Origin of the sequence: Pseudaeromonas aegiceratis (assembly GCF_046254905.1) — a bacterium.
In the GTDB taxonomy this organism is placed as follows: domain Bacteria; phylum Pseudomonadota; class Gammaproteobacteria; order Enterobacterales; family Aeromonadaceae; genus Pseudaeromonas; species Pseudaeromonas aegiceratis.
In genome coordinates, this window is the sequence record NZ_CP158016.1 from 2,415,411 (window position 1) to 2,440,741 (window position 25,331).

Genomic DNA, 25,331 nt, shown 5'->3' on the forward strand with positions numbered 1-25,331 from the left:
GACGACAGCAAACACACGCAAGTAGCTTTAATTCAACAGGTTCTGAGTCAACTCCCATCAAGGGTGGTTCATTTGGCGAACCTTTTCCGTGAAGGGGATCATGGGGTGTGGCCGGCACGGGGCGCCGGCCACAGAGAAACGGTGGGCAGCCTCGCCGGTTTGCGACATAATGCGCCGGTTGTTTCTTCCAGCCACCGATGCCATGACACCAGCCGAATATGCCCTGCTAAGCCAGCCCAAACTCAGCCATCCGGCCCGTACCCTGTACTGGCTGCTGCTGCGTCCGGCCTGCCTGCGCCAGGCAGACTTTCAGGTGAATTACCCCGAATTGGGCCGGGCACTGGCGGTGGAAGATCCCAGTGTCCCCGGGGGCTTTGCCTACCAAGTCACAGCGCGCCAGCTCACCGAGCTGTTTGATGAGCTGATCCAGGCCGGTCTGGTGACCCTGCCGCCCTCCTGGCAGGGCGAGCACTATCACCTGTGCCCCATTCAGCTGCCCCTGTTGCCCGGCGAGAACGCCCTCCCCTTGCCCCAGGCGGCCTTTGCCATGCATGCCGACTGGCGGCCGGATGCCCAGTTCACCAACCTGGCCCGGCTGTGCGGTCTGCTGGACAGCCAGTATGCCGAAGAGGAATTGGGTGAGTTTATCGCCTACTGGCTGGGCCGCCCGGAGCAGTTTGCCAACCAGCATCAGTGGCAACTGAAATTTATCAAGGCCCTCAAGGCCCGCCGCTATCCACGGCGCCCCGCAGGCGAGGCCCAGCGGGACACCCAGGGCTACCAGCGGGTGAAGGTGGATGAACGCCAAGGTCCCAGCACCCGGGCCCTGGAGATGATGGCCCAGGCTAAACAACTGCAAGACAAAGGAACGCCAGATGAGTGACAAACGCCAGATGGATGACAAGCCGTGGAGCGAACAGGGTCAGGGGGTGGATCTGGGCAAGTCCCCGGATCCCCAGCTAAAACGCCAGATGGACAGTCTGCTGCAGCGCATCCGGCACCTGCAGCACTCGGGCCAGTACCAGAGCTATGACTATGAGCAGCTGCGCCAGCAATACGAGACCCAGGCCAATGCCGATGTGCGCCAGCTGCAGCAGCAGAGCCGTCAGCTGCGCATCGAACGCTTGATCGCCCAGGCGGATCTCAACCCGGAATGGCGCTTTGCCCGCATGGATCAGGAGGATCCGGCCCTGGCCCACGCCATCCAGACCGCCCAATACTTCATCCGGGGGTTCGAACACTGGGCCCAGCAGGGCGGCAGCTGCGTGCTCATCTTCGGCCATTACGGCACCGGCAAATCCACCCTGGCCGGCGCCATCGCCCATGAACTGATAGAACAGCACCAGAAGTCGGTGATCTTCCAACAGTGGGCCTCCATCGTCGACCGGCTGTTTTTTGGGGTACTGGACGCTCAGGAGGAGCGCAATCACTACCGCCGCGCCTTGGAAGAGGTGGATCTGCTGATCATCGATGAGCTCTGTGCCAACCGGGCCAAGCTGGCGGAGAGCCAAAGCAGCTTCCTGGGTCATCTGCTGCGCCGGCGCCGCAACCTCTCCAAGAGTGTCATCCTGATCACCAACCACAATCCCGGCTCCCTGCATCAGGCGGTGGGGGACTTCTGCTTCGAAGCCATCAAGGCCTTCAACCCGGTGGACATCCAGCTCGCCGGCCCCAGCCGTCGCCCTCATGTGGGCAACTATCCCGGCTGACCAGACCACCCCAAAGAAAAACCCGGATCAAAGATCCGGGTCAAAAAGGTGCTACGGAATCGCGATAGGATATCGCGGGTTCAAGAAGAGACATGCCCTCATTGAAGGATCCAAACAGTAGCATATCGGACGCGACACGCAAACGTTTTACAGGTGGTCGGTGCACTTTTTTATCGCAGTCCATGGGGCCAAGATCAAGGAAGCTCTAAAATGGTGCAATTACTCGAGCTTAATTGAGGCAAGGTCAGAAGCCTGGGTCCCATTGCGGCTGGCCACCCAGTCGATGGTCGAGGGATCCGCCACCACCACCCGATTGCCCCCCTGGGATTTGGCCTGATACATGGCCACATCGGCGCACTGATTGATGAGTTTGGGGCTGAGATCCCCCTGGGGAAACAGGCACAAGCCGATGCTGGCCCCCAGGTAGAGGGTCTCCCCCTCGTAGACCATGGGCACGCTGATGCAGTCGATGAGCTTCTGGGCCACCGCCTTGCCCCGCTCCATGGACAAGCAGCTGGGCAACAGGATCAGAAATTCGTCGCCCCCCATGCGCGATACGGTATCGCTACGCCGCAACGTCGTCACCATCCGCTCGGCCACGCTCTTGAGCACCAGATCCCCCACGTTGTGTCCCAGTCGATCGTTGATGGGTTTGAAGTTGTCCAGATCCAGCAGCAAGATGGCGCCCTGTTGGGCATAGCGTCGGTTGGTCAGCAGGGCCTGCTGGAAGCGCTCAAACAGCAGGCGGCGATTGGGTAGCCCGGTGAGGGTGTCGTGGCGGGCCAGGGTTGCCACCTTGCGGTAGTTCTCCAACGCCAGATAGATCATCAGCCCCATCAGCAGGCACAACAGGTAACCACAGCCTACCCACCAAGGGTTGAGGCGCGCCGCCAGCTGCCAACCCTCGGCGGGATGGGCCGCCAGTTGCCAGCTGCCGCTAGGCAGCTCCACCTTCTGCAGTATGGGCTGCCGGGCAAAGGCGGTCGATGGACCAAAAAACACGGCCCCCCTGGCCCCCTGGCCATCTCGGCCGCGGATGGCCAGCACCAGCCCCGGCTTGGGATGAGCCAGCCCCGCCCGCTCCAGCAACCAACCGTAGTCCAGCACTATGCTCACCAATCCCCAGTAGCGCGGCTTGCCCCCCTCATCCAGATAGAGGGGACGCCGGCTGATGATGCCCAACCCGCCCTGCACCAGTTCCAGCGGCCCCGCCACCGTCACGGTCCGGGTACGAATGGCCTCCAGCACGCTCTGCCGCTGATCGGAATGGGCCATATAGTCGAAGCCCAACACGGACTCATTGCCGCTCACGGGGTACACCTGACGCACCACGTTATCCGGTGCCAGCCCGATGTTGAGAATGCCCTGGTGATCCTTCACCAGATAGCGGGCGATCCGGGTGAACTCCTCGGCCGACAGGGAATGATTCATGGACAAGGCGATGTCAAACCCCTGGGTGAGATTGACCGCATCATTGATGGCCAGCTCCAACCGCGCCCGAATGGACGCCAGCTGCAAGGAGATCTGCTCCCGCAGGCTGCTCTCCCGCCCCGCCTCCAGCAGACGCACCGCCTCCCGGTGCACCATCGCCAGCAACAAGACACTCACCACCCCCAGCACCAGGGGCAGACGGCGATGCATCATAGGCTGACCTCGGGTGTCAGTTGCCCCAAGCCCTGCCAGCTATCGGCCAGGGGTCTGTGGGTAAAGAGATTGGGCACCACACTCCCCCAGGCTTCCAGGGGTTGGGGATGGCCACAATAGTAGCCCTGCACATAGTCACAGCCCATCTCCCGCAGCAGTTGCAACTGCTCCTGGGTCTCCACCCCTTCCGCCACCACCGTCATGTTCAGGCTGTGAACCAGCTCTATGATGGCGCGCACCAATGCCTGATCCCCCTGACTGTTCACCATGCCGACCACGAAGCTGCGATCGATCTTGACCCGGTCCGGAGCAAAGCGCTTGAGATAGATGAGACTGGAGTAGCCGGTGCCAAAGTCGTCCACCGCCAGATCCACCGACAGGCGCTTGAGCTCGTCGCAGACCAGGCCCGCCTTGTCCGGATCCCGGATGAAGGCGGTTTCCGTCACCTCCAGCTCCAGCGCCTGCCCCTCCAGCCGATAGCGCTGCAGCGCCAGCTCCACACTCTGCACCAGATGCCGATCCTGCATGCTGATGGCCGAGATGTTGACCGCCAGGCGGAAGTCCGGCCAGCTCTGCCGCCAGGTTCGCAGGTGGGACAGGGCGCGCCCCAGCAGCCAGTCGGTCACCGCCACTATCTGGCCGGACTCCTCCAGCAAGGGGATAAAATCGGCCGGCGAGATCCACTCCCCCGCCTGATTACGCCAACGCAGCAAGGCCTCAGCGCCGGACAAGCGCCCGGTCCGCAGGGCGTAAACCGGCTGGTAAAATACGGTGAGTTGCGCCTGCTGCACCGCCAGGCGCAGCTCCTTGGCCAGGCGCACCTTGGCCAGGGTCTGCTCACTCAACATGGGGGTATAGATCTGCAGCCTATCCCGTCCCTGACGCTTGGCGGCATACATGGCCATGTCGGCATGAGCCAGCAGCTCGTCCGCATCCATGGCATCCTTGGGATAGTGCACCAGACCGATACTCAGGGTGATGTGGACCAGCTCACGACTGAGCATGAAGGGGCTGCGCATGCTCTCCATCAGCTGGTTGGCCACGGTGTCGGCCTGCCAGCCGGTGGGTACGATCACGGCAAACTCATCTCCCCCCATGCGGGCGATGAAACAGGCCGGCGGCAAGGTGTAGCGCATGCGCATGGCCAACTGGCGCAGTAGATCATCCCCCACCACGTGACCGGCGGTATCGTTGATGTTCTTGAAGCGATCCAGATCGACAAACAGCAAGGCAAAGGGGGCATCGGGCGATTCGGTCAACAGATCCACCAGCCGCTCATGCAGAAAGCGGCGGTTGGGCAGGCCGGTGAGGGGGTCATGACGGATCTGGTGCAGCAAGGCCTGCTCCTGCTGCTTGCTGCGGGTGATGTCTTCGGCCAGCACCACGATACGGGCCAGCTCATTGCAGCCGCATCCCGGCCGGGGACAGACGGGGTACAGCTGCACCCGGATCCAGCGCAGCACATCATCGCCCTGCCCCTGGAGTGAAAATTCCGCGGTTTGCTCCCGATCCGGGCTGAGATGGCGCAGGTTGTCCAACAGCACCCGGCGTTCACCCGGAGAGACCCAGCGCAACCAGGAGAGGGGCGAGCCCAGCAACTCGTCGACCGGTCGTCCCCACAGCTCGCTATAGCCGGGTGCCACATAACTAAAACGGCCCTGTCGTACATCGAAGACCGCAAACACCTCATGGATCCGCTCGGCCATCTCCTTGAAATGACCCTGACTGGCCAGCAGGGCCAGCACCCGCTTGTGCTGGCTGGAAAAATAGGCGAGACACAGGAGAAGTAAGGAAAGCCCCATCACCAGGATGGGGGCCACCGCCATCCAGGTGGGCGACAGGGGTAAACTGGCCAGCTGGCCTTGTCCCCAGTGCAACCACACCATGGCCACCACCAGGTAAAACAGCGCGACGAACATGGCCGGCCACCAGCCATGACGCCACGCCAACGGATCCTTGGCACTGCTTAGCCATAGTGGGTTTTGCAACTGCATCATGGAGGCATTCCTTCCCTGGCCATCCTGCGGCCTCTGTTATAACTGACAGGGAATCATGATACTCACAGAAGGTGAAAGATTAAGCGAGCAAGCGTAAAAACAGCGATGGTCTCATGCTTTGGCCCGATTTGGCCCAAGCTCGCCTCAGATGGGCGCCTCGTTGCGCTGTAGCAGGGTATGGTAGGCCTCAGCCCCCATCAAGGCATCCAGCTCGGCAGGATCCTGCAACTGCAGACGGAACAACCAGCCATTGCCATAGGGATCTTCGTTGATGAGTTCGGGGTTGGCCTCCAGCTCCTCGTTGATGGCCACCACCAGGCCGCCGACCGGCGCAAAAATATCCGCCGCCGCCTTCACCGACTCCACCACGGCACAATCGTCCCCCACCGCGACGGTAATGCCCGGGCGTGGCAGCTCGACGAAGATCATGTCCCCCAGCGCCGACTGGGCGAAGGCGGTGATCCCCACCACCACCTGGTGATCCTCCTCGACCCGGATCCACTCGTGAGAGGCGGTATAGCGAAGTTCGCTGGGAAACTGGCTGTTCATGCTGACTCCTGGTCCAAGATCCGCCGGCCGTTTTGAGCAGTGTAGACACAAAAAACGGCCCGCCGATCCCGCCACCGCCGCCAAGGTGTCAGGCTGTGAACAAGCCCACAGACTGTGGCCTGGCACTGTCCAGCAGCCAGGAAGCCCAGGCTGCTCTATGTTTAATGGGAAAGCACGGGGACAACGGGTCCTCCGACGGTGCGACTTTCATCTCCAGGAGCCTCTATGCGCGGCAGGCGACGCTTTATCAGCCTACGTAATCAGCTGTTATTACTGCTTCTCATCGTATTGGGGTTGCTCTGGCTGGCGCTGGATGCCCTGGCCCGCTACGAGGTGAGTCAAAGCAACAACCGGCGCATGGAGCAAACGGCCCAGGGGATGGTCCGTCAATTGGAGCAGGCACTGGGGCAACAGGCGCAACATAACCGGCACAGCCTGCTGACGTGGTTGGCCCAGCAGGCACAGCCACCCCAGCCTGGCTGGCACCTCCTACGCCAGACACAGACCCATTTGCAGCTTTACCCGCAGCAAGCCAACCGGCTTCCGGAGGCGATGCCCTTTCCCACCGATGACCGCAGCCGCACCTTCTTGACCCAGCCGCAGGCCGACGGCAATGGCTGGCAACTGCACTGTCCCCGCCGCTGCCTGCTGTTGCAGCGGGTTACCACGCCACCGCAGGCGGCCAAGGGCGATGCCTGGCTGCTGGTCCAACCCGTGGGCCCCCTGCTGCAGCAACTGAGCCAGCAGCTGGGCATCCGCTTTTCCACCCTGGATGAAGCGGGCCAGCCCATCCCTGGTTGGCTCACCGAGCCGGGTGCCAGGCTGCCGGATGCCTGGCTGGCCGAACTGGCCCATGAGCCCTTGCCGGTACCGGGTCACTCCCGTCAGCAGCGGCTGGACGGTACCCCCCTGTATCTGAGTTACCAGGCCGAGACGGCACAACTGCCCCCCCTGCTGCTAACCCTGCCCATGGGGAGCCTGCTGCAGGAGCAGGCGGTGCGGCTGCGCCATTTTCGCATCTGGTTGGCCCTGGGACTGCTGCTGGGCCTGGGGCTCATCTACCTGCTGGCCGACTATCCACTGCGCCGCCTGCGGCAACTGGCCAACCAGTTGCCGGAGCTGCCCGAGACCGGCTATCCGGGGCTCAAGGCCAGGCTGGGCCAGCCCGCCGGCACGCTGGAGGATGAGATTGACCGCCTGCATCAGGCGGCCCTCTCCCTGGCCGGGCGATTGGAGGCACTGGACAGTGCGGTCAACGCCCAGCATGCCGAACTCAAGGCCCACCAGCTCTATGATCCCCTCACAGGTCTGCTCAATCGCGGCTGTTTTTTATTCGAATTCAACCGCCAGCTCACCGCCCTGCGGCGGCAGCCGGATCGACTGGCCCTGGTGCTGATCGACCTGGACCAGTTCAAGGACATCAATGACAGCCTGGGGCATGAGGCCGGCGATGAGTTGCTCAAGACCCTGGCCCGCCGGCTGCAGCAACAGGTACGGGAAACCGATCTGGTGGCGCGCCTGACCAGCGATGAGTTTGCCCTCTTGCTGTGTCACCTCAAACAGGTGGATGACATTCATCCGATCCTGGAGAAGCTGCTGGCGCAACTGCACGAACCCATGCTGATAGGTCAACAAGCCTTGCAGATCGGAGCCAGCGCCGGCGTGGCCTTCGCCCAGGATGGCGAGCACACCGCCAGTGAACTGCTGCGACGGGCGGATCTGGCCATGCATGAGGCCAAGCGGCTGGGGCGGCAACGCTATGAGCTGTTCAGTGCCGGTCTGCTGGAACAGAGCAGTCGCCGCTTCTTCATCGAAACACAGTTGGATGCCGCACTACGGGATGGGCAGCTGTACCTCAATTACCAACCCTGGGTACAGCTGCCCGGGGGCCAAGTCATGGGTCTGGAGGCACTGGTGCGCTGGCGCCACCCGCTGGAGGGCTGCATTGCCCCGCTGGAGTTTATCCCCGTGCTGGAGGCCTCCAGCCAGATAGTCCGCCTGGGGCACTGGGTGATGGAGCAGGCCTTCAGTCAGCTGCAACAGCTGGACCGCGCCGGTCACAGTGGCTTGCAGATGGCCATCAACCTCAGTCCCCACCAACTGTTTGACCCCCAGCTGCTGGACGTACTGACCCATTTAAGCCAGAGCTATCACATCATTCCCGGCCGTATCGTGCTGGAGCTGACCGAGGGCGTCATCATCCCGGACTATCACCAGGCCTGCGAACAGATGCTGCGCCTGCAGCAGGCCGGCTACCAGTTGGCCATCGATGATTTTGGTACCGGCTACTCGTCTTTGGCCTACCTCAGCAAGTTACCGGTGAACAGAATCAAGCTGGACCGCTCCTTCGTCCTGAAGATGACCGAGAGCCAGCTGGACCGTCAGCTGGTGCAGTCCGTCATCGACATGCTCCATGCCATGGGAAAACAGGTCATCGCCGAGGGCGTCGAGTCCAGCCTGCAGCTGGAACTGCTGCGCCAACTGGCCGCCGATGGGGTGCAGGGCTACTTTCTGGCCCACCCGGTCAGCGAGTGCAACCTGCCCAGCCAGCTGCAACTGCTGGCCAGGCGGCGGGATCTCTCCTGTATGCCGCCGGATGACGAGGCGAATCGTCACCCTCAATGAGGCTCCCGCCTCACTGCCGCGCAGACAGCCCCAGCGCCTGGCGCAGCAAGGGCGCCTGCCAGCCCGGCAGGCGGCTCAACCAGCCCATGCCCAGACCTCGCAACTGCCGCGCCGGCTCGCCCGGGATGGCAAACAACTGCTTGATCCCCGCCATCGCCGCCAGGTAGTGGCAAGCTTGCCATTTACGCTGTCGCTCAAAGGCGCGCAGCGAGGCGCGCAGACCCCAGTCCTGCCCCCGCGCCTTGAGGTCGGTCAGGGTCTGCAACAGGGCCGCCACGTCCAACAGCCCCAGATTCACCCCCTGCCCCGCCAGCGGATGTATGGTGTGGGCAGCATCACCGACCAACACCAGCCGCTCCTGCACAAAGTCCCGCGCCAACCTGGCCTGCAATGGAATACAGCGCCGTTCACTGGCCAGTTGGCACAACCCCAGCTGCCCATCGAAGGCGGTATACAGTTGATGTAAAAAGGTCGTCGCATCCCCCTCGCACAGGGCCTTGGCCCGCTCGGGCGGCAACGACCAGACGATGGAGCACAGATCCGACTCATGCAGTGGCAAGAAGGCCAAGGGGCCGTCGGGGGTGAAACATTGGCGGGCACAGGCGCCGTGAGGCAACTGGGTGCGCACATTGGCCACCAGGGCCCAGTGCCCATAGTCACGGCGGAACATGGGCACCCTGGCCTGCTGACGCAGCCAGGACTCGGCGCCATCGGCCGCCACCGCCAGGGGAGTCTGCCAGGGCTCACCCTCCAGCGGCCACAGCATCAGACAATCTCCTTGGCGCTGCAGCCGCTGTAGCCGCACCTCGGCCTGCAGGGACACCCCCAGGGTCTCGGCGCGCTGCCACAAGGCCAATCGCAACGGATGATTCTCCACGATATGGCCCAGATCCGGCTCCATGATGGTGGCGCAATCCAGCTGCAAGGCCGCCGGGCCATCCTGCTCCCACACCCGCATCTGCCGATAGGCGGTCTTGCGCCCAAGGCGCGACCAGACGCCCAACTGTTGCAGCAGCTGTTCGCTGGCGCGGGAGAGGGCGCTGACGCGACAATCTATGCCCTCCTCGGGCAAGGGCGCCGGCCCCGCCTCCAGCACGGCGACGGCAAAGCCCGCCTCCGCCAGACCACAGGCCAGGCTTAGCCCCACCATGCCGCCACCGACGATCACGACCTCTGCCTGTCTCATGCTTCCTCCTTACCCAGGGCCCGCCGCGCCAACGCCAGCTTGAAACCCTCACACCGGTTCATGGTTGCCAGCAACAGGTTGCGGCCCGCCACCAGGGGCCCGGCATCGCTAGCAAAGAGCTGCGCCAAGCTGCCGGTGAGCCACCCCAGCTGCTGCTGATCGGCCTGTCGACGTTGCCAGTAACGCCGCAACACCCCGTAGTCCCCCAGGGGCTCGCCAGCAACCAGGGCCCGGGCCAATTCCTCCTGCAGCACTCCAATGTCTCGCATCCCCAGATTGAAGCCCTGTCCGGCCACCGGGTGCAGCAGGTGGGCCGCGTTGCCCAGCACCAGCGCCTGGGGTCCAATCGGCCAGGTCACCTGGCGCCAGGCCAGGGGATAGGCATGACGCTGGCCGATGCGGATGAAGCGCCCGGCTCGATAGCCGAAGACTGCCTGCAGCTGTGCCAAGAAGGCCGCCTCGGGCAACGCCATACGCGCCTGGGCCTGGTCATGGGCCATGCACCACACCACCGAATAACGGGATTGGGACAGGGGTAGCAGCGCCACTGGGCCCTGCTCGGTGAAGCGCTCCCAGGCCCGACCGGCCGGCGGCGTCGCGGTTTGCAGTGTGGTGATGATGGCCGTCTGGCCATAATCATGCTGCTCGCAAGGCAGGCGCAGCTGCTGCCGTAGCAGGGAGGCCGCGCCATCCGTCCCTAAGGCCAGCTGGGTCTGCCAGTGGGTGCCATCCATCAGTTGCAGCACCATGCCCTCGGCCGTGGGCGTCGCACTGGCCAAACGCGCCGGGCAGGCAACCTGCACGTTGCTTCGCTGAGCCAGGGCCTGATAGAGCACCTGGCCCGCGGCCTCCAGTTCCAACACCTGGCCCAGCCAAGGCAGGCGATACTCGCCGGCGGTCAGGAGCACACGGCCAACGTGGCCTCGGTCGCTGACGTGGATCTGTGTGATGGGACAGGCATGGGGCGCAAGCGACGCCCACAGTCCCCAGCGGCGATACAGCTCGCAGCTGCCATGGGACAGGGCGATGGCCCGGGCATCGAATCCGGGATGCGCCGCCTGGCGAGGCGATGCCGCCTCCAGCAGCAGGATCTGCAGGGGATCACCATCGGGGCGCCGCAGATCGGCCAATGCCAGGGCCAGGGTGGCACCAACCATGCCCCCCCCCACGATGGCGATGTCACAAGCCGGCATCCCGCACCTCCTGTGTTGGCTGCGGCTGGCTGGCAAGCTGCTGCAGACGCGCGTTGATCTGGGCCATCTGCTGGGCGCTGAAGCGCCGCTTGGCGAAGGCCCAGCTCACCGCCATCGGCGGCAAGTTAATCAGGCGCAACAGGGGTTTGAGTCTGGGCTCCTGCTCAAGCAGAGCCTTATCCAGCAAGAGACCGTTCAGTCGACCGAGCCACAACAGGCGGATCAGCTGATCCAGATCCCGCAGCGAGTGCACCAGAATACCACTGCCCAACAGCCGATCCGTCTCCTGCTGCAGGCGGCTGTCCTGCAGCACGCCGAGCGCCATGCCCTGCCGAGCCGCATCGGCCAGCTGGCTGACCTCCTGATAGCGGCCCAGCTGCAGGGGATCTATGACCAGCACATACTGTGCCTGACGCACCGGGACACTCAACCAGGCCGTCGCGTCGTCGACCCGCGTCAGGCTCAAGGCGATATCGAGCTCCCCGTCGGCCAGTCCGCGCCGCTGCCGAACCACGGGCCATTGCTCAAACTGCAACCGGGGCGAGCCGGGCAGTACCGCCTGCAGGCGCTGGGCATCCGCCCCCTGCGGGGCCAGCGCCTCCGCCGTCAGATAAGGGGGATCCGGCAGCCAGCCGACCTTGTAGGACACATCCATGGCATCGACACAACCGGCCCACAACAGCCCCATCAGCAGATGAGGTCCTATCCGCTTCATCCTGATCCTCTAGCTCAAATTAGTGCAGGGTTGGCGCCTCATTGGCCTGGGGACGTTGACCACACTCTTCAAAGGCCATCATCACCGCCAGTTTCAGATGCTCATAGAGCACTAGGTAGGAGGACTCATCTTCGTCGGCCGCCTCGCCGTCGGTATCCAACTGGGTGATGCTGGTGAGATCCTCAACCATCTCCTGCAACTCCTCGGAGATGCCGCTCAGCTCCCGTTGCATCACAGCGAACCCGGCCAGGAAGGCCTGGGTCCAATCGGCCAGCGACTCCAGCCGCACCACCATGGGCAAGGCGTCGTCCGGCAGCAGCAGCTCCAAGCCAGACTGACTGAGCAAGGCCTGCAGGGTCTGCTGAAACAGGCTGTCCAACCACTGGCGAATGGGCGCCGCAAAGGCATGGCCGTCGTTGACCAAGCCGTTGAACTCGCCTTGCCAGCTATCCGTATCCAGCGCAACGCCCCCACACAACAGGCCACACAACACCCCGTGCATCTCGGCCGGCGTCGCCATGACTTCGTGCTCGTCCAGCAAGCTGGCGGCCTGTTCAAAATTCATCATCTTCATCGTCCCCAGAGGCAAATTACGCAAACCGAACAAGAAAACAGCAAAAAAAACCGTTATCGTGCAAGATCCTAACACCCTGCTCCCAGGCCCACCAGCCGCCCCTTGAAACTTGGGGATCCCCGCTATATAGTCGCCCCGTATCTGGCAGACCACTTCACTCATAACGAGGAAAGCATGACCGTAGCTACCGAGTCCATAGAGATCACTATCCTTGGCCGGGTCTATAAAATTTCCTGCTTATCCGGGCAGAGTGATGCTCTGATTGCGGCCGCCGACACGCTGAACCAGCATCTGACCGAGATGCGCCAGCGCTCCCGTGGCAGCAACAATGAGCAACTGGCCGTCATGGCCGCGTTGCATTTTTGCTATGAACTGAGCCTTGAAAAAGCCAGTAACCAGAAATACTCTGAGACTATGGATGAGCGCATCAAGATGCTGCAAAAAACCATAGAAACCGCCCTGCTGGAGCAGGGACGCCAGTTACGTTCCTAAGACTGGCAACCGATTTAAAAATAGCCCTGGGGTGTGCGTCAGCGGGTAAAGTCCCTGAGCCGATGTTTTACACCAAGGAAGCCGCTTTTCGACTACTGAGCAGGCTCGGCCCGTCCGAGAAGCCTACGGTTGGAACCAGGTTTCCGCCTTGAACCTCAGGGTTCAAGGGCCTACACCTGCAACGGCACCACCGGGGTTCCTCATCATGTTAGACAGACAAAGCCTGCGCGAGATGGCCCGCCGTCATCGCCAGTCCCTCTCCCCTCATCAGCAACAGCAAGCAGCCACCCAGCTTAAGGCGCGGTTCATTCAGCATCCGAAGGTGCAGGCCGCCGACACCCTGGCCCTGTATCTGGCCATGGACGGAGAACTCAGCACCCAGGCCTGCATCCAATGGTGCTGGGAAGCCGGTAAGCGGGTCTGTCTCCCTGTGCTACACCCGGTGCATGCCGGCCACCTGCTGTTTTTGGCCTACGAGGCCGACACCCCCATGCAACACAACCGTTTCGGTATCCCCGAGCCGCGGCTGGACAGCCGTACCGTGGTGCCACTGGAGCAACTGTCGCTGATCTTCACCCCCCTGGTGGCCTTCGACAGCCAGGGCAATCGCCTGGGAATGGGGGGGGGATTCTACGACCGCACCCTGGCACAGTGGCACCAGCACAGACAGGGGCCCTACCCCATCGGCCTGGCACACGATTGCCAACGGGTTGAACAGATCCCATCGGAGGCATGGGACGTGCCGCTGCCAGAGATACTGACGCCGGGCCATCACTGGATATGGTGAGCCGGTGGCGAACAAACCTGCCCCAGGCAAACGATTTAGCTATAATCCCAGCCAACGAGATCTGAAGGAGAACAAGCGTGACACAGGATGAACTGAAGCAAGCGGTCGGTCAGGCAGCCCTCAAGTACATCACCCCGGGCAGCATTGTCGGCGTGGGTACCGGCTCCACCGTCAATCATTTCATCACCGCCCTGGGCAGCATGAAGGACGATATTGAAGCCGCCGTGTCCAGCTCAGAGGCCTCCACCACCCGGTTGCGTGAATTGGGGATCCAGGTGCTGGATCTCAATGACGTGGATGAGCTGGATGTCTACGTGGATGGGGCCGACGAAATCAATGAGCAGATGGAGATGATCAAAGGCGGCGGTGCGGCGCTCACCCGCGAGAAGATTGTCGCCGCCGTGGCCAAGCGCTTCATCTGCATCGTGGATGAGAGCAAGCTGGTACCCGTGCTGGGCAAGTTCCCCCTGCCGGTGGAGGTGATCCCCATGGCCCGCAACTATGTGGCCCGAGAGCTGGCCAAGCTGGGCGGTCGCCCCATCTGGCGTGGTGGCGTGGTCACCGACAACGGCAACCACATTCTGGATGTGCACGACCTCACCATCGACCAGGCCAAGCGGCTGGAAAGCCAGATCAACGGCATCGTCGGTGTCGTCACCTCAGGCCTGTTCGCCCATCGTGGCGCCGATGTGGCCCTGATTGGTACCGCCAACGGGGTCATCACCCGGGAAACCGAGTGAGCCAAGGGTAAAACATCAGCATAAAAAAGGCCGCATCTGCGGTAATGCTCATCAGTTAAGGCGCCGTTGGCGCCTTAACTGCATCAACGACACGGTTTTTTGAGGCAAAAGCCAACTGTAGTGGTCTAATCATCCCGGACACCATTTTAGGTGGTAAAGTCGCCACCGTAACCCGAGGTGTTCAATGACAAGACAACGTCGTTCATTTACTGCTGAGTTCAAACTCGAAGCGGCGAGCTTGGTGCTCGAACATGGCTATTCCGTGCCCGATGCTTCCCGCTCACTCGGTGTCGGTGAAACCGCACTCCGTCGATGGGTTCAACAGCTGCAATCCGAACGGAATGGTTCCACACCGGCCAGCAAGGCGCTGACGCCAGAGCAGCAAAAAATCCAGGAGCTGGAGGCGCGGATCAACCGACTTGAACGCGAAAAAGCGATCCTAAAAAAGGCTACAGCTCTCTTGATGGCGGACGATCTCGAACGTACGCGCTGATCGAGCGATTAAGAGAGCATGAGTCTACCGAACTGGTCTGTTCTGTGTTTGATATCGCAAGCTCATCTTTTTATGAGTATTTGGCGCGTAAGGGCCATGTAAATCGTGAACGGCTGCAGCACAGAAGTGAAGTGCGGCGCTTGTTCAAGGAAAGTCGGGGCTCTGCTGGTAGCCGAACCCTGATGTTGAGGCTGCGTGAGTTGGGACACCAAATTGGTCGATTCAAGGTGCGTAGCCTGATGAAGGAAGCGGGTTTGGTATCGAAGCAGCCCGGCTCTCATGCCTATAAAGCGGCGCAGTGTGAACGACCGGACATCCCGAATTTATTGGCACGTGAGTTTGCTGTTGCGCAACCAAACCGCGCCTGGTGCGGTGATATCACCTACGTCTGGGCCGGTGGCCGCTGGTATTACTTGGCGGTGGTACTCGATCTCTGTACTCGGCGGGTGATTGGTTGGGCGCTGTCCGATAAGCCGGATGCCGACTTGGCCGTGAAAGCCCTGGATATGGCTTATCAGCAACGAGGCTGTCCGCCGGGAGTGCTGTTTCACAGCGATCAGGGTAGCCAGTATGCCAGTCGGAAATTTCGGCAACGGCTGTGGCGTTATCGGATAACCCAGAGCATGAGCCGACGAGGCAACTGCTGGGATAACGCCCCCATGGAGCGGGTATTCAGAAGTTTAAAGACAGAATGGATCCCTGAGACGGGATACCAGAAACTCCAGGAAGCAAAACGGGACATCAGCTACTACCTGATGGACTACTACAACTGGCGGCGACCCCATCAACATAACGATGGGCTCCCGCCAGCAGAAGCCGAAAATCGGCTTAACAGAGTGTCCGGATTTAGTTGACCACTACAGAACAAGGGGAGGGAAAAATCGTTCCTCCCCCTTACCAAGGGGGAGGTTAGGAGGGGGATGGCTTGCCTCTGGCGACCATTCATGAGTATCTCTGTTTCTTAACTGACCAGCATTACCGCATCTGTGGCCTTTTTTCTTCAAGATGAACCGGTCAATCCTCGTCCCCGTCCACGGACGCTCTGGGCTGCCCCGCCCCCAGATAGGCACAGCCCCCCAGCAGGGGTAGCATGGCCAGCAGCAGGATCAGCAGACCGTACTCCTCGTATTGCATGGCCAGGTAGGCCAACGGCATCAGCCAGAAGCTGGCGATGGCCCAGAGCAGGACACAGACCCAGAAATGGCTGTCCCAACGCCGGGCCAGGATCTGATAGGCATGCATGCGGTGGGAGCGGTGCCAATCCAGTGACTTGAAATAACGCACCACCAGAGACCAGGCGCCGTCGACGATGAAGCAGCTCATCAGAATGAGCCAACTCCACAGATTGAGGGAGGTCTCCGCCGCCAGATGCATGCCGGTGATGGACACCAGCAACGCCAAAGCACCGGCGCCTACCTCGCCCATGAAGATCTTGGCTGGAGGCCAGTTCCACGCCAGGAAACCCAAGATGGGCGCACACAGCAGCAGCAGGGTGGTAGTCCAAGCCGGCTCTCCCGCCAGGGCCAGCAGACAGGCACTGCCAAAGATCATGATGAAGGCCTGGGAGCCGACAAAGCCATCGATACCGTCCATGAAATTGAACAGGTTGATGAACCAGATCAGGGCCAGCCAAGGCAAGACCATCCAGACCCCGGAAAGGTAGAAGCTGTAATCAAACACCAGCAGGATCAGATCCGGGCGATACCAGTTCAAGGCAGCGAAAGCAGCCAGGGCCTGTAGTGCCAGACGGGTTCGAACGCTGATATGGATAACCTGTCGCAGCAGACCGGTCACCAACACCACAAAACTCGACCACTCCAGACCACGGGTCGTGTCCAGTTCCAGTAAGCCCTTGGCAAACAGCTCGAAGTACAGGGCGATGAGGATCAGCATCATGGCCAAGCCGCCATCGCGCGGGGTTGGCTCCAGGGGACCATGCCGGAATTCGGGCATGGCCAGGGAATGTCGCCAGAGGGAATAGCGACGAACCCCGCCTGTCAGCACAAAGCAGGCGAGGAACACCATCAGAAAGATTGTCAGCATCTTGTATTAGCCACTGTATCGTTGTTATGCAGCCCTAGGGCTGGAGTCACAGTATGCGGGATCTGACGGGCAAGATCACCGGTGATTTTGCCGTCAGCCCCGCATGGTAAACACCCCAGGCGGCAGTGGCCGAGACGTCGCTTAATCGCTGCCGAACAGATCCCGGGTGTAGACCTTGTCCGCCACATCGGCCAGCTCGTCGGCCATGCGGTTGGAGACAATCACATCACTGATGCGCTTGAACTCCTCCAGATCCCGGATCACCCGAGAATGGAAGAAATGGCTCTCGGTGAGTACTGGCTCGAACACCACCACCTCGATCCCCTTGGCCTTGATCCGCTTCATCACCCCCTGGATGGAGGAGGCACGGAAGTTGTCGGAATTGGCCTTCATGATCAGCCGATACACCCCCACCACCTTGGGCTGGCGGCGGAGGATGGAGTCGGCGACAAAGTCCTTGCGGGTGGTGTTGGAGTCCACGATGGCCCGGATCAGGGTGTTGGGCACCTCATGGTAGTTGGCCAGCAGCTGCTTGGTGTCCTTGGGCAGGCAATAGCCACCGTAACCAAAGGAGGGATTGTTGTAGTGGCTGCCGATGCGCGGATCCAGCCCCACCCCTTCGATGATCTGCCGACTGTTGAGACCATGGGTCTCGGCGTAGGTATCCAGCTCGTTGAAGTAGGCCACCCGCATGGCCAGATAGGTGTTGGCAAACAGCTTGATGGCCTCCGCCTCGTTGGCATCGGTCAGCAACACGGGAATGTCCTGCTTGATGGCCCCTTCCCGCAGCAGGTCGGCAAACGCCTGGCCCCGGGCGGATCGCTCCCCCACTATGATGCGCGACGGATGCAGGTTGTCATACAAGGCACGCCCCTCGCGCAAAAATTCGGGGGAGAACATCAGGTTGTCACAGCCCAACTCGGCCCGCAGCCGGGCGGTATACCCCACAGGAATGGTGGACTTGATCACCATGACCGCCTGGGGGTTGATGGCCATGACATCGCGGATCACCGCCTCCACGGTCCGGGTATTGAAGTAGTGGGTCTCGGGATCGTAATCCGTCGGGGTGGCGATAATTACCCAATCGGCACCTTCGTAGGCTTCCTGCTTGTCCAGCGTGGCCTTGAGCTGCAGGGGACGATCCTTGAGATAGGCCTCGATCTCCACATCGACGATGGGGGACTCGCCACGGTTGATCATGGCCACCTTGTCGGCGTTGATATCCAGCGCCACCACCTGATGATGCTGGGCCAGCAAGATGGCATTGGATAAACCCACATAACCGGTACCGGCAACGGCAATCTTCACAACAGACTCCTTAATTAAACGAACAGCCCTAAGGCCAAATCAATCAATATCGGCGCGAGCGCTCGCCATCGGCAGCACTCCAGCACCCTTCATGGCAAACGGCATCACTGCGCCACCGCGCCAGATTGAGCGGGCGGGGACATGGCGGGTTTGGTCACAGACACGGCCGCCGAAGGCTTAACCTGGAACAGCGGATCGGCCGGAAATAACCGTTGGCCCTCGGCCCGCCACTGCAGGGCCTCGTCCGGCCGGTTAAGGCGGTGTAACGCCATGGCCAGGTTGTTGTACACATTGGCCCGCGGCATCAGGCTGACAAAATCCTTAGCCCAATCAACATAAGCCTTGAGCTCATCAGGATGATTGCTTTGCAAGCCATACATGAGGCGTACCGTCATCACGTCATACATGAAACGGCTATACCAGGGCAACGGATTGATCACCTGCTCCAACAGAGCCGGCTCCTTGAGACCGCCTCGTTCGAACTTGGTCACCAGATACGCAGTCTGCAGCCCGGTGAGCATGTAGGGCACGGTCAGCAGGGGGATAAGCAGCGCCAAGGCCCGCAGCAGCAGCCAGTTGCGCAGCGGCAGCACCTTGCTCTGGGCACGTTCGGCATCGGTAAACCAGAGCAACCAGATCAGGGCAAACCAGTGGGCCACCGAGTGATAGAAGGGGTACTCCACCATGGCGTGAAACAACAGCGGCAAGGGCAAGGCCAATAGCGCCAGCGCCCGGCATTTATCCTGCGACCAAAGCATGCGCAACCAGCCCAGCGCGGCCAGCCCCAGCCCCAGCAGGGCCACCAGTCCCCCTTCGACCAACCAATAGAGCAGCTCATTATGGGGATGATCCAGATTCTGCTCGATCAGTGTCTTCCCCGTGTCACCTGAGGGGCTGGCATAGTAGGACGTCACGAAGGCCGATTCAAACTTGCCATAGCCCACCCCCAACCAGGGCTGTTGCCAAAACAAGTCCAGGCAGTGACGCCAGTACAGCAGACGATAATCCATGGTGCCCACATAGCTGGCGAGCCCGCGTCCCGTACTCAAAATGGCAAAGCTGATAGCCCCGGCCAGCAGCCCCAGCAGCAAGGCGGCCAAGGCCCACAGGGCCCGACGCTTATCGAAAACAAACAGCAAGGGGAACAAGATAAGCGCCGACAACAGCAACCCGCCCTGGCCGGAACGGGATTGGATCACCACCAGCAGCAGGCCGGCGGCAAATAACACTCCATGACAGAGCCAGCGGCGCCAACCACTACCGGCCTGCGGGTCCCATAAGGACAAAAACAGGGCCAGAGTTGCTCCCAGCGCCACAAAGCTAGACAGCACACTGTCCTTTTGAAAAATGCCGTAGGGCCTGTTGGTAAGCGTGTTGTAGCCAATCCAGTTGCCCGGGGTCAGCCAAAAATATTGCACCAGCCCAAACAGCGCCTCGACGGCCACGGCGCCAAGCAGCAGGTAAAACATCAGCAGCCGCTGGGAGGCGGTCAAACGCAGCTGAGTCAAGGCAAACAACAGCAGCAAGCCGCCAGCTATCCCCAGCAGGCGCGGCATCCCGGCGTCCAGGGGGACGTCTGGGTGAGTAAACAAGGGAATGCACAGCACCAGAAAGCCGGCCCACAACCAGCCTTGATTGGCAGATAGCACCAGCTTGTGACTCAGGGTGACATGCCAGAGACCCACCCCAATCAGCAAGGCGGCAAACAACCAGCCCACCATATTAAACGGCAGGTAAAAGCCAGAACCGCCCGGGTTATGCATGAAAAAATGCATGCCCCCGAGCCAATAGAGGGCGGCAATCAACATAAACAACCGCCCAGAGCGGCTCCATCCCTGTTGCATAGGGTGTCCTGCGGTTAGCTGTATCAAAAATTAGCGCCTACTTTACTGATTAGGGGTCACAAAGAGAACCTGACACCACGAAAAGCCCACCGCCCAACGGGGTTACCTAGTCCGCGGCGCAATCCACAGGTAGCGAGGGAAACGCTTGGCGCAAGGCCACCGCCAGAGCCTGTTGGGCCGCCGGCTCGCCATGCACCAGCCGGATGGCCTTGGGGCGTGAGGCCATATTGGCCACAAACGCCAACAATCCCGCCTGATCGGCATGGGCAGAATAACCGCTCAGCTGATGGATCTGGGCCACCACAGGCACAGCTTCCCCATCCAGCCATACAGCGCCGGCGCCCGCCTGCAACTGGGCACCCGGCGTGCCCTTGGCCTGAAAGCCACACAGCAACACATCGGTCCTGGCATCCGGCAACAAGGCTCGCAGATAATCGACAATGCGGCCCCCCTGACACATGCCCCCGCCCGCCACTATGATGACCGGCTCACCGGTGGCCTGCAGGCGGGCGATGAGATCCAGATGCGCGCCATGCTCGGCCAGCGTCACCGCCTGGGAAAAATCCAGCGGGTGCCGTCCCTGCGCCAGTTTCTGCTGTGCCTCCTGGCGCCAATGGCGTCGAAACTGGCGATACAGGCGGGTGACCCTAGCCCCCAGGGGCGAGTCCAGCACCACCGGCAGATCCTGCCAAATCGTCTTGCGCCCGGCGGCCTGCACCTGGGCCAGGATCTGCTCCAGATCGCTCAGCAGCTCCTGGGTCCGCCCTATGCTAAATGCCGGTATCAAGATGGCGCCCCCATCCTGCAGTGAGCGCTCCACCACCCGGCGCAGCACCTGATGCCGCTGCCGGATATCCGGGTGCAGGCGATCGCCATAGGTACTCTCCAGCACCAACAGATCCGCCGCTGGCGGTGAAACCGGCGGACGCAACAAGGCGGAATGGCCGGTCCCGAGATCGCCGGAAAACACCAGACGCTGACCATCGGCCAGGCGTAGCGTGATACTGGCCGACCCCAGGATATGGCCGGCGGGCTGCAACTGCAGGTAGACCGACTGCTCCGATGGCAGGGCCAACCGCTGCCAGGCACCATAGGCCAACGGGCGGATCTGACGCTGCAAGCTGGCCAAAAAAGAGGACACCCAACCGCGGGAGCGGCCCTGCTGCTGCAGACCATCAGCCAGCATCAAGGGCAACAGGGCTGCCGTGGCCTCAGAGCAATAGACAGGCCCGCGCCAGCCGGCCTCACACAGCTCGGGCAGCCGACCGATATGATCCAGATGGGCATGGGTCAGCAACAGAGCCCGGATGCGCCGCCAGGGCAAGGGACTTGCCTTGACCGGTTCCTCCCCCTGAAACAAACCACAATCCACCAGCAGACTATCTCGAAAAACGCCGTCCGCCCCCAGCCGCAGCTCGTGACAGGACCCAGTCACCCCGCAGGCGGCACCATGGTGGACAAGTTGATAGGCCATAACATCCTCCTTGATAAACAGGCTGTTATGTTGCCAATCAACCCCAGAGGAGACGACTGCTAAAGCAGACAGTCGACGATAGGAAGTCTGCCGCAAAAAAATACCAGAAGGTCCCAATTTGGGCCGATTGCTGCTCAGTTAAGGCGCCAATGGCGCCATAACTGCCTTTTTTGCGGCGTCAATGCCATGTTTTTAAAGCAAAAGCCAACCCCACCCTCCCCTTAAACAAGGGGAGGGAAGCGTATCGCCGCACCCTGATTAAGGGGTGGAAAATCGTTCCTCCCCCTTACCAAGGGGGAGGTTAGGTGGGGGATGGCTGCCACTGGCGCCCCTTCATGAGTCTCCGCTGCTTAACTGACCAGCATTGAGCGCTAGGCTCCGGTTTTTTTATCGCGGCAGGCAAACATCAGCCCTGCTGCAGCGGGCGCCACCAGGCCTCGTTGGCCAGATACCACTTGATGGTCTTGGCGATACCGGACTCGAAAGTCTCCTGAGGCACATAGCCCAGCTCGGCGCGGATCTTGTCGGTGCCCACCGCGTAGCGGCGGTCGTGGCCGGCCCGGTCGGTGACATAGGTGATGAGGCTATGGGCGCTCTCCCCCCGGGCACAGGGTGACGCCGGGAAGCGCTCGGCCAGGGTCGGATCCGCGGCAAACTCACCGTCCACCAGCTCGCACAAGAGGTTGACGATGTCGATGTTCTGCCACTCGTTGACGCCGCCTATGTTGTAGGTCTCCCCCACCACCCCCTTGTCCAGCACCAGCTCGATGCCCCGGCAGTGATCCTCCACAAACAACCAGTCGCGGATCTGCTTGCCGTCGCCGTAGATGGGCAGCGGCTTGGCATCCAGTATGTTGGTCAGGCACAGGGGGATCAGCTTCTCGGGGAAGTGGTAATAGCCGTAGTTGTTGGAGCAGTTGCTGGTGGTTACCTGCAGGCCATAGGTGTGCAGATAGGCACGCACCAGATGGTCGGACGCCGCCTTGGAGGCCGAATAGGGCGAGTTGGGGGCGTAGGCCGTCTCCTCGGTGAAGGCCGGGTCGTTCAGCGACAGGGTACCGTACACCTCGTCGGTGGAGACATGGTGGAAGCGGTGCGGCAGCGGATTGGCCGGATCGGCCAACCAGACCGCCCGTGCGGCTTTGAGCAGGCTGTGGGTGCCGATGATGTTGGTCTCGATAAAGGCATCGGGCCCGCTGATGGAGCGGTCCACGTGGGACTCGGCGGCAAAGTGCACCAGGGTGTCGATACCCTCCTCCCGCAGCAGCAGCTCCACCAGCTCGGTGTTGCAGATGTTCCCCTTCACGAAGCGGAAATTGGGCTTGCCCATCAGGGGCTTGAGCGTCTCTATGTTGCCGGCATAGGTCAGGGCATCCAGCACCACCACCCGGTCCTGCGGATGCTGACGCAGCCAGTAGTGGGCGAAGTTGGCGCCGATAAAGCCGGCGGCGCCGGTCACCAGTAATTTTCTCATTCTCGTTCCCTCAAATAGCGTCGTCAGAAGGTGACCGCGTCTTTAAACCAGACCCCGTTGGCATCCTTGGCGGACAGGGACGGCTCAGTGCCCGCCACCAGGGGCCAGGCGATGGCCAGGTCCGGATCATCCCAACGCACCGAGTGCTCGGCGGCCGGGTTGTAATAGTTGGTGCAGCGGTAGACGAACTCGGCCGTCTCGCTGGTCACATAGAAGCCATGGGCGAAGCCTTCCGGCACCCACAGTTGGCGCTTGTTGTCCGCCGACAGCATCACGCCGAACCATTGGCCGAAGGTGGGCGAGTCCTTGCGCAGGTCCACCGCCACGTCGAACACCTCGCCGGAGACCACCCGTACCAGCTTGCCCTGGGTGTTCTCGGTCTGGTAGTGCAGTCCCCGCAAGATGCCCTGGCGGGACTTGGAGTGGTTGTCTTGGACGAAGCGGCGCTCGCAGACGTTGGCATTGAACCAATCTTCACGCCAGGTCTCCATGAAGAAGCCACGCTCGTCGCCGAAGACCTGGGGTTCGAGGATCTTCACCTCGGGGATGCTTGTCTCGATGATGTTCATAATCACGTCACTCTTGTTCTTGTTGTTCCGCCAGCACCTGCATCAGGTAGGCGCCATAGCCACTCTTCATCAAGGGCTTGGCCAGCGCCTCGAGCTGCGCGGCATCGATAAAGCCCATGCGATAGGCGGTCTCCTCGGGGGATGCCACCTTCTGACCCTGGCGCTTTTCCAGCACGCGAATGAAGATGGCGGCATCCAGCAGGGAGTCATGGGTGCCGGTATCCAGCCAGGCGGCACCGCGGCTCATGCGCTCCACCCGCAACTGGCCACGCTGCAGATAGACGTTGTTAACATCGGTGATCTCCAGCTCACCCCGTGGTGAGGGCTTGATCTGCTTGGCGATCGCCACCACGTCGTTGTCGTAGAAATAGAGGCCGGTGACGGCATAGTTGGACTTGGGTTTGGCCGGCTTCTCTTCGATGGACACCGCCTGCCCCTGCTTGTCGAACGCCACCACGCCGTAGCGTTCCGGATCCTGTACGTAATAGCCGAACACGGTGGCGCCACTGTCCTGGCCTGCCGCCTTCTGCAACATCTGACTCAAGCCGTGACCGTGAAAGATGTTGTCTCCCAGGATCAGGCAGACGGGATCGCCGCCGATGAATTCCTCACCGATGAGGAAGGCCTGGGCCAAACCGTCCGGGCTGGGCTGGATGGCGTACTGGATGCTAAGACCCCATTGGCTGCCATCCCCCAAGATCCGCTGGTAGGTGGCCTGATCGTTCGGCGTGCTGATGATCAGGATCTCGCGGATACCGGCCAGCATCAGGGTGGTCAACGGGTAGTAGATCATCGGCTTGTCATACACGGGCAGCAGCTGCTTGTTGACACCAATGGTGGCCGGGTGCAGCCGGGAGCCACTGCCGCCGGCTAAAATAATACCTTTCATGCTCTGTTCTCGTCGTTATTGCTATCTGGGTATATATGTCAGCCTCAGGCTGGCATGTAGGGAGATAAATCCGTGAGGGCCGCCGGCCAGGCGCTGGGGGCAATGCCAAACACGGACCGGATACGGGTGCAATCCAGTCGGGAGTTGGCCGGACGCTTGGCGGGTGTAGGGTAATCGGTGGTGGCGATGGCATTGACGCGCGGCGCTTGAGTCAACAACTGTTGACTGACCGCGGCCGCAAAAATGGCACAGGCAAAACCATGCCAACTGACGTGGGGTTCCCCCGAGAAGTGGTAAATGCCCCAATCCTTGAAATCCGGCTGCAACGCCCGTTGCGCCATGGTCAACAAGGCAGACGCAATGTCGCCGGCATAGGTGGGACCGCCAACCTGATCCGCCACCACCCCCAGGCTGTCACGCTGGCTAGCCAGTCGCAGCATGGTCTTGACGAAGTTGTTGCCCTGCTCACCGAATACCCAGGCAGTCCGCAGAATCAGATGCCGCTCGCAGAACTCGGCCACTGCCTGTTCGCCCGCCAGCTTGGAGGCACCATAGACACCTTGGGGATCTACTGGATCGCTCTCCACATACAGGCCATCCTTGTCACCGGCAAACACATAGTCGGTGGAGATATGCAGCAAGAGGGCGCCGACCTGTTGCGCGCCCTGCGCCAGATAAGCCGGTCCATCGCGATTGATGGCATAAGAGGCATCGATATCCGTTTCTGCCTTATCTACCGCCGTATGGGCAGCGGCATTGATGATGATATCTGGCTTGAATTCAGTGACCGCCAGAGACACCGCCGCCTTATCCGTAATGTCCAGCTCATCGCGATCAACGGCCAAGACGTACCAGCCCAAGGCGCTCGCCTGTTGCAACAGGCAGCAGCCCACCTGCCCTTTAGCCCCCGTCAGCAGTAGTTTCCGAGTCATTTTTATCCCTTTTTAGTCAGAAAAAAGCTACCCATCACGATCAATGCAGGTCAGTTAAGCAGCAGATACTCATGAATGGGCGCCAGAGGCAAGC

Annotated in this window: 22 protein-coding genes and 1 other RNA gene; 8 read left to right on the plus strand and 15 right to left on the minus strand. The window is 61.4% G+C overall.

Annotation, left to right across the window (positions count from 1 at the left end; genetic code table 11):
- Window positions 1–202: 202 nt before the first annotated feature.
- Window positions 203–883: a DnaT-like ssDNA-binding domain-containing protein gene (locus tag ABHF91_RS11395; protein ID WP_409420403.1), complete on the plus strand. Its 681-nt coding sequence runs from the start codon at window positions 203–205 to the stop codon at window positions 881–883.
- Between the two features lie 10 nt (window positions 884–893).
- Window positions 894–1,709 carry an ATP-binding protein gene (locus ABHF91_RS11400; RefSeq protein WP_409423112.1) on the plus strand — a complete coding sequence of 272 codons (816 nt, stop codon included), beginning with the start codon at window positions 894–896 and terminating at the stop codon, window positions 1,707–1,709.
- A 219-nt stretch (window positions 1,710–1,928) separates the two neighbouring features.
- On the opposite strand, the gene ABHF91_RS11405 is transcribed toward ABHF91_RS11400, so the two are convergent.
- From ABHF91_RS11405 to gcvH, 3 genes are all read right to left on the minus strand, one after another.
- On the minus strand, window positions 1,929–3,353 hold the full coding sequence (locus ABHF91_RS11405) for a diguanylate cyclase domain-containing protein (RefSeq protein ID WP_409420404.1): 1,425 nt from the start codon (window positions 3,351–3,353) through the stop codon (window positions 1,929–1,931).
- The gene (locus ABHF91_RS11410) at window positions 3,350–5,350 is read right to left on the minus strand and encodes a putative bifunctional diguanylate cyclase/phosphodiesterase (RefSeq protein WP_409420405.1); all 2,001 of its coding nucleotides are present in this window, start codon (window positions 5,348–5,350) and stop codon (window positions 3,350–3,352) included. Before ABHF91_RS11410 ends, ABHF91_RS11405 begins: the two co-directional genes overlap by 4 nt.
- A 144-nt stretch (window positions 5,351–5,494) precedes the next feature.
- Complete coding sequence (gcvH, locus tag ABHF91_RS11415; protein ID WP_409420406.1) at window positions 5,495–5,899, minus strand: glycine cleavage system protein GcvH; 405 nt, start codon at window positions 5,897–5,899, stop codon at window positions 5,495–5,497.
- Between the two features lie 225 nt (window positions 5,900–6,124).
- On the opposite strand from gcvH, the gene ABHF91_RS11420 reads away from it, so the two are divergent.
- Complete coding sequence (locus tag ABHF91_RS11420) at window positions 6,125–8,524, plus strand: putative bifunctional diguanylate cyclase/phosphodiesterase (protein ID WP_409420407.1); 2,400 nt, start codon at window positions 6,125–6,127, stop codon at window positions 8,522–8,524.
- Window positions 8,525–8,534: 10 nt separating this feature from the next.
- Here the strand turns inward: ABHF91_RS11420 and ABHF91_RS11425 are convergent, their stop codons facing one another.
- Genes ABHF91_RS11425 through ABHF91_RS11440 form a run of 4 tightly spaced genes read right to left on the minus strand, consistent with a single transcriptional unit; the run spans window position 8,535 to window position 12,186 of the window.
- Window positions 8,535–9,710: an FAD-dependent monooxygenase gene (locus ABHF91_RS11425; RefSeq protein ID WP_409420408.1), complete on the minus strand. Its 1,176-nt coding sequence runs from the start codon at window positions 9,708–9,710 to the stop codon at window positions 8,535–8,537.
- A complete protein-coding gene (ubiH, locus tag ABHF91_RS11430) occupies window positions 9,707–10,903 on the minus strand; it encodes a 2-octaprenyl-6-methoxyphenyl hydroxylase (protein ID WP_409420409.1) in 1,197 nt (398 codons plus the stop codon). The genes ABHF91_RS11425 and ubiH overlap by 4 nt, the downstream gene beginning before the upstream one ends.
- Entirely contained in the window at window positions 10,890–11,618 is a 729-nt protein-coding gene (locus ABHF91_RS11435) for a hypothetical protein (RefSeq protein WP_409420410.1), read from the minus strand. The genes ubiH and ABHF91_RS11435 overlap by 14 nt, the downstream gene beginning before the upstream one ends.
- Window positions 11,619–11,637: 19 nt before the next feature.
- Window positions 11,638–12,186 (minus strand): UPF0149 family protein, encoded by a 549-nt coding sequence (locus ABHF91_RS11440; RefSeq protein WP_409420411.1) that lies wholly within the window; start codon window positions 12,184–12,186, stop codon window positions 11,638–11,640.
- 180 nt (window positions 12,187–12,366) lie between these two features.
- Here ABHF91_RS11440 and zapA point away from each other — a divergent pair, with 180 nt between their 5' ends.
- From zapA to ABHF91_RS11465, 5 genes are all read left to right on the plus strand, one after another.
- On the plus strand, window positions 12,367–12,684 hold the full coding sequence (zapA, locus tag ABHF91_RS11445) for a cell division protein ZapA (protein WP_409420412.1): 318 nt from the start codon (window positions 12,367–12,369) through the stop codon (window positions 12,682–12,684).
- A gap of 20 nt (window positions 12,685–12,704) precedes the next feature.
- Window positions 12,705–12,885: non-coding RNA, 6S RNA (gene ssrS / locus ABHF91_RS11450), on the plus strand.
- A gap of 4 nt (window positions 12,886–12,889) precedes the next feature.
- Complete coding sequence (locus tag ABHF91_RS11455; RefSeq protein ID WP_409420413.1) at window positions 12,890–13,471, plus strand: 5-formyltetrahydrofolate cyclo-ligase; 582 nt, start codon at window positions 12,890–12,892, stop codon at window positions 13,469–13,471.
- Window positions 13,472–13,548: 77 nt separating this feature from the next.
- Window positions 13,549–14,211, plus strand: coding sequence for a ribose-5-phosphate isomerase RpiA (gene rpiA, locus ABHF91_RS11460; protein ID WP_409420414.1), 663 nt, complete (start codon window positions 13,549–13,551; stop codon window positions 14,209–14,211).
- Window positions 14,212–14,395: 184 nt separating this feature from the next.
- A protein-coding gene (locus tag ABHF91_RS11465) for an IS3 family transposase (RefSeq protein WP_409420050.1) occupies window positions 14,396–15,558 on the plus strand; the annotation gives its coding sequence in 2 pieces (ribosomal slippage) (window positions 14,396–14,651 and window positions 14,651–15,558; 1,164 coding nt in all).
- A gap of 160 nt (window positions 15,559–15,718) precedes the next feature.
- Here the strand turns inward: ABHF91_RS11465 and ABHF91_RS11470 are convergent.
- The 8 genes from ABHF91_RS11470 to rfbD form a co-directional block, all read right to left on the minus strand.
- Window positions 15,719–16,747 (minus strand): hypothetical protein, encoded by a 1,029-nt coding sequence (locus ABHF91_RS11470; protein WP_409420415.1) that lies wholly within the window; start codon window positions 16,745–16,747, stop codon window positions 15,719–15,721.
- A 141-nt stretch (window positions 16,748–16,888) separates the two neighbouring features.
- Complete coding sequence (locus tag ABHF91_RS11475) at window positions 16,889–18,055, minus strand: nucleotide sugar dehydrogenase (RefSeq protein WP_409420416.1); 1,167 nt, start codon at window positions 18,053–18,055, stop codon at window positions 16,889–16,891.
- Between the two features lie 104 nt (window positions 18,056–18,159).
- The gene (locus tag ABHF91_RS11480) at window positions 18,160–19,899 is read right to left on the minus strand and encodes a Wzy polymerase domain-containing protein (protein WP_409420417.1); all 1,740 of its coding nucleotides are present in this window, start codon (window positions 19,897–19,899) and stop codon (window positions 18,160–18,162) included.
- Window positions 19,900–20,005: 106 nt separating this feature from the next.
- Complete coding sequence (locus tag ABHF91_RS11485) at window positions 20,006–21,373, minus strand: MBL fold metallo-hydrolase (RefSeq protein ID WP_409420418.1); 1,368 nt, start codon at window positions 21,371–21,373, stop codon at window positions 20,006–20,008.
- 406 nt (window positions 21,374–21,779) lie between these two features.
- Window positions 21,780–22,847 (minus strand): dTDP-glucose 4,6-dehydratase, encoded by a 1,068-nt coding sequence (gene rfbB / locus ABHF91_RS11490; protein ID WP_409420419.1) that lies wholly within the window; start codon window positions 22,845–22,847, stop codon window positions 21,780–21,782.
- A 23-nt stretch (window positions 22,848–22,870) separates the two neighbouring features.
- Window positions 22,871–23,416 (minus strand): dTDP-4-dehydrorhamnose 3,5-epimerase, encoded by a 546-nt coding sequence (gene rfbC, locus ABHF91_RS11495; RefSeq protein WP_409420420.1) that lies wholly within the window; start codon window positions 23,414–23,416, stop codon window positions 22,871–22,873.
- Window positions 23,417–23,423: 7 nt separating this feature from the next.
- Window positions 23,424–24,305, minus strand: a complete 882-nt coding sequence (gene rfbA / locus ABHF91_RS11500) for a glucose-1-phosphate thymidylyltransferase RfbA (RefSeq protein WP_409420421.1) — start codon at window positions 24,303–24,305, stop codon at window positions 23,424–23,426.
- 44 nt (window positions 24,306–24,349) lie between these two features.
- Complete coding sequence (gene rfbD / locus ABHF91_RS11505; RefSeq protein WP_409420422.1) at window positions 24,350–25,237, minus strand: dTDP-4-dehydrorhamnose reductase; 888 nt, start codon at window positions 25,235–25,237, stop codon at window positions 24,350–24,352.
- Between the last annotated feature and the right edge of the window lie 94 nt (window positions 25,238–25,331).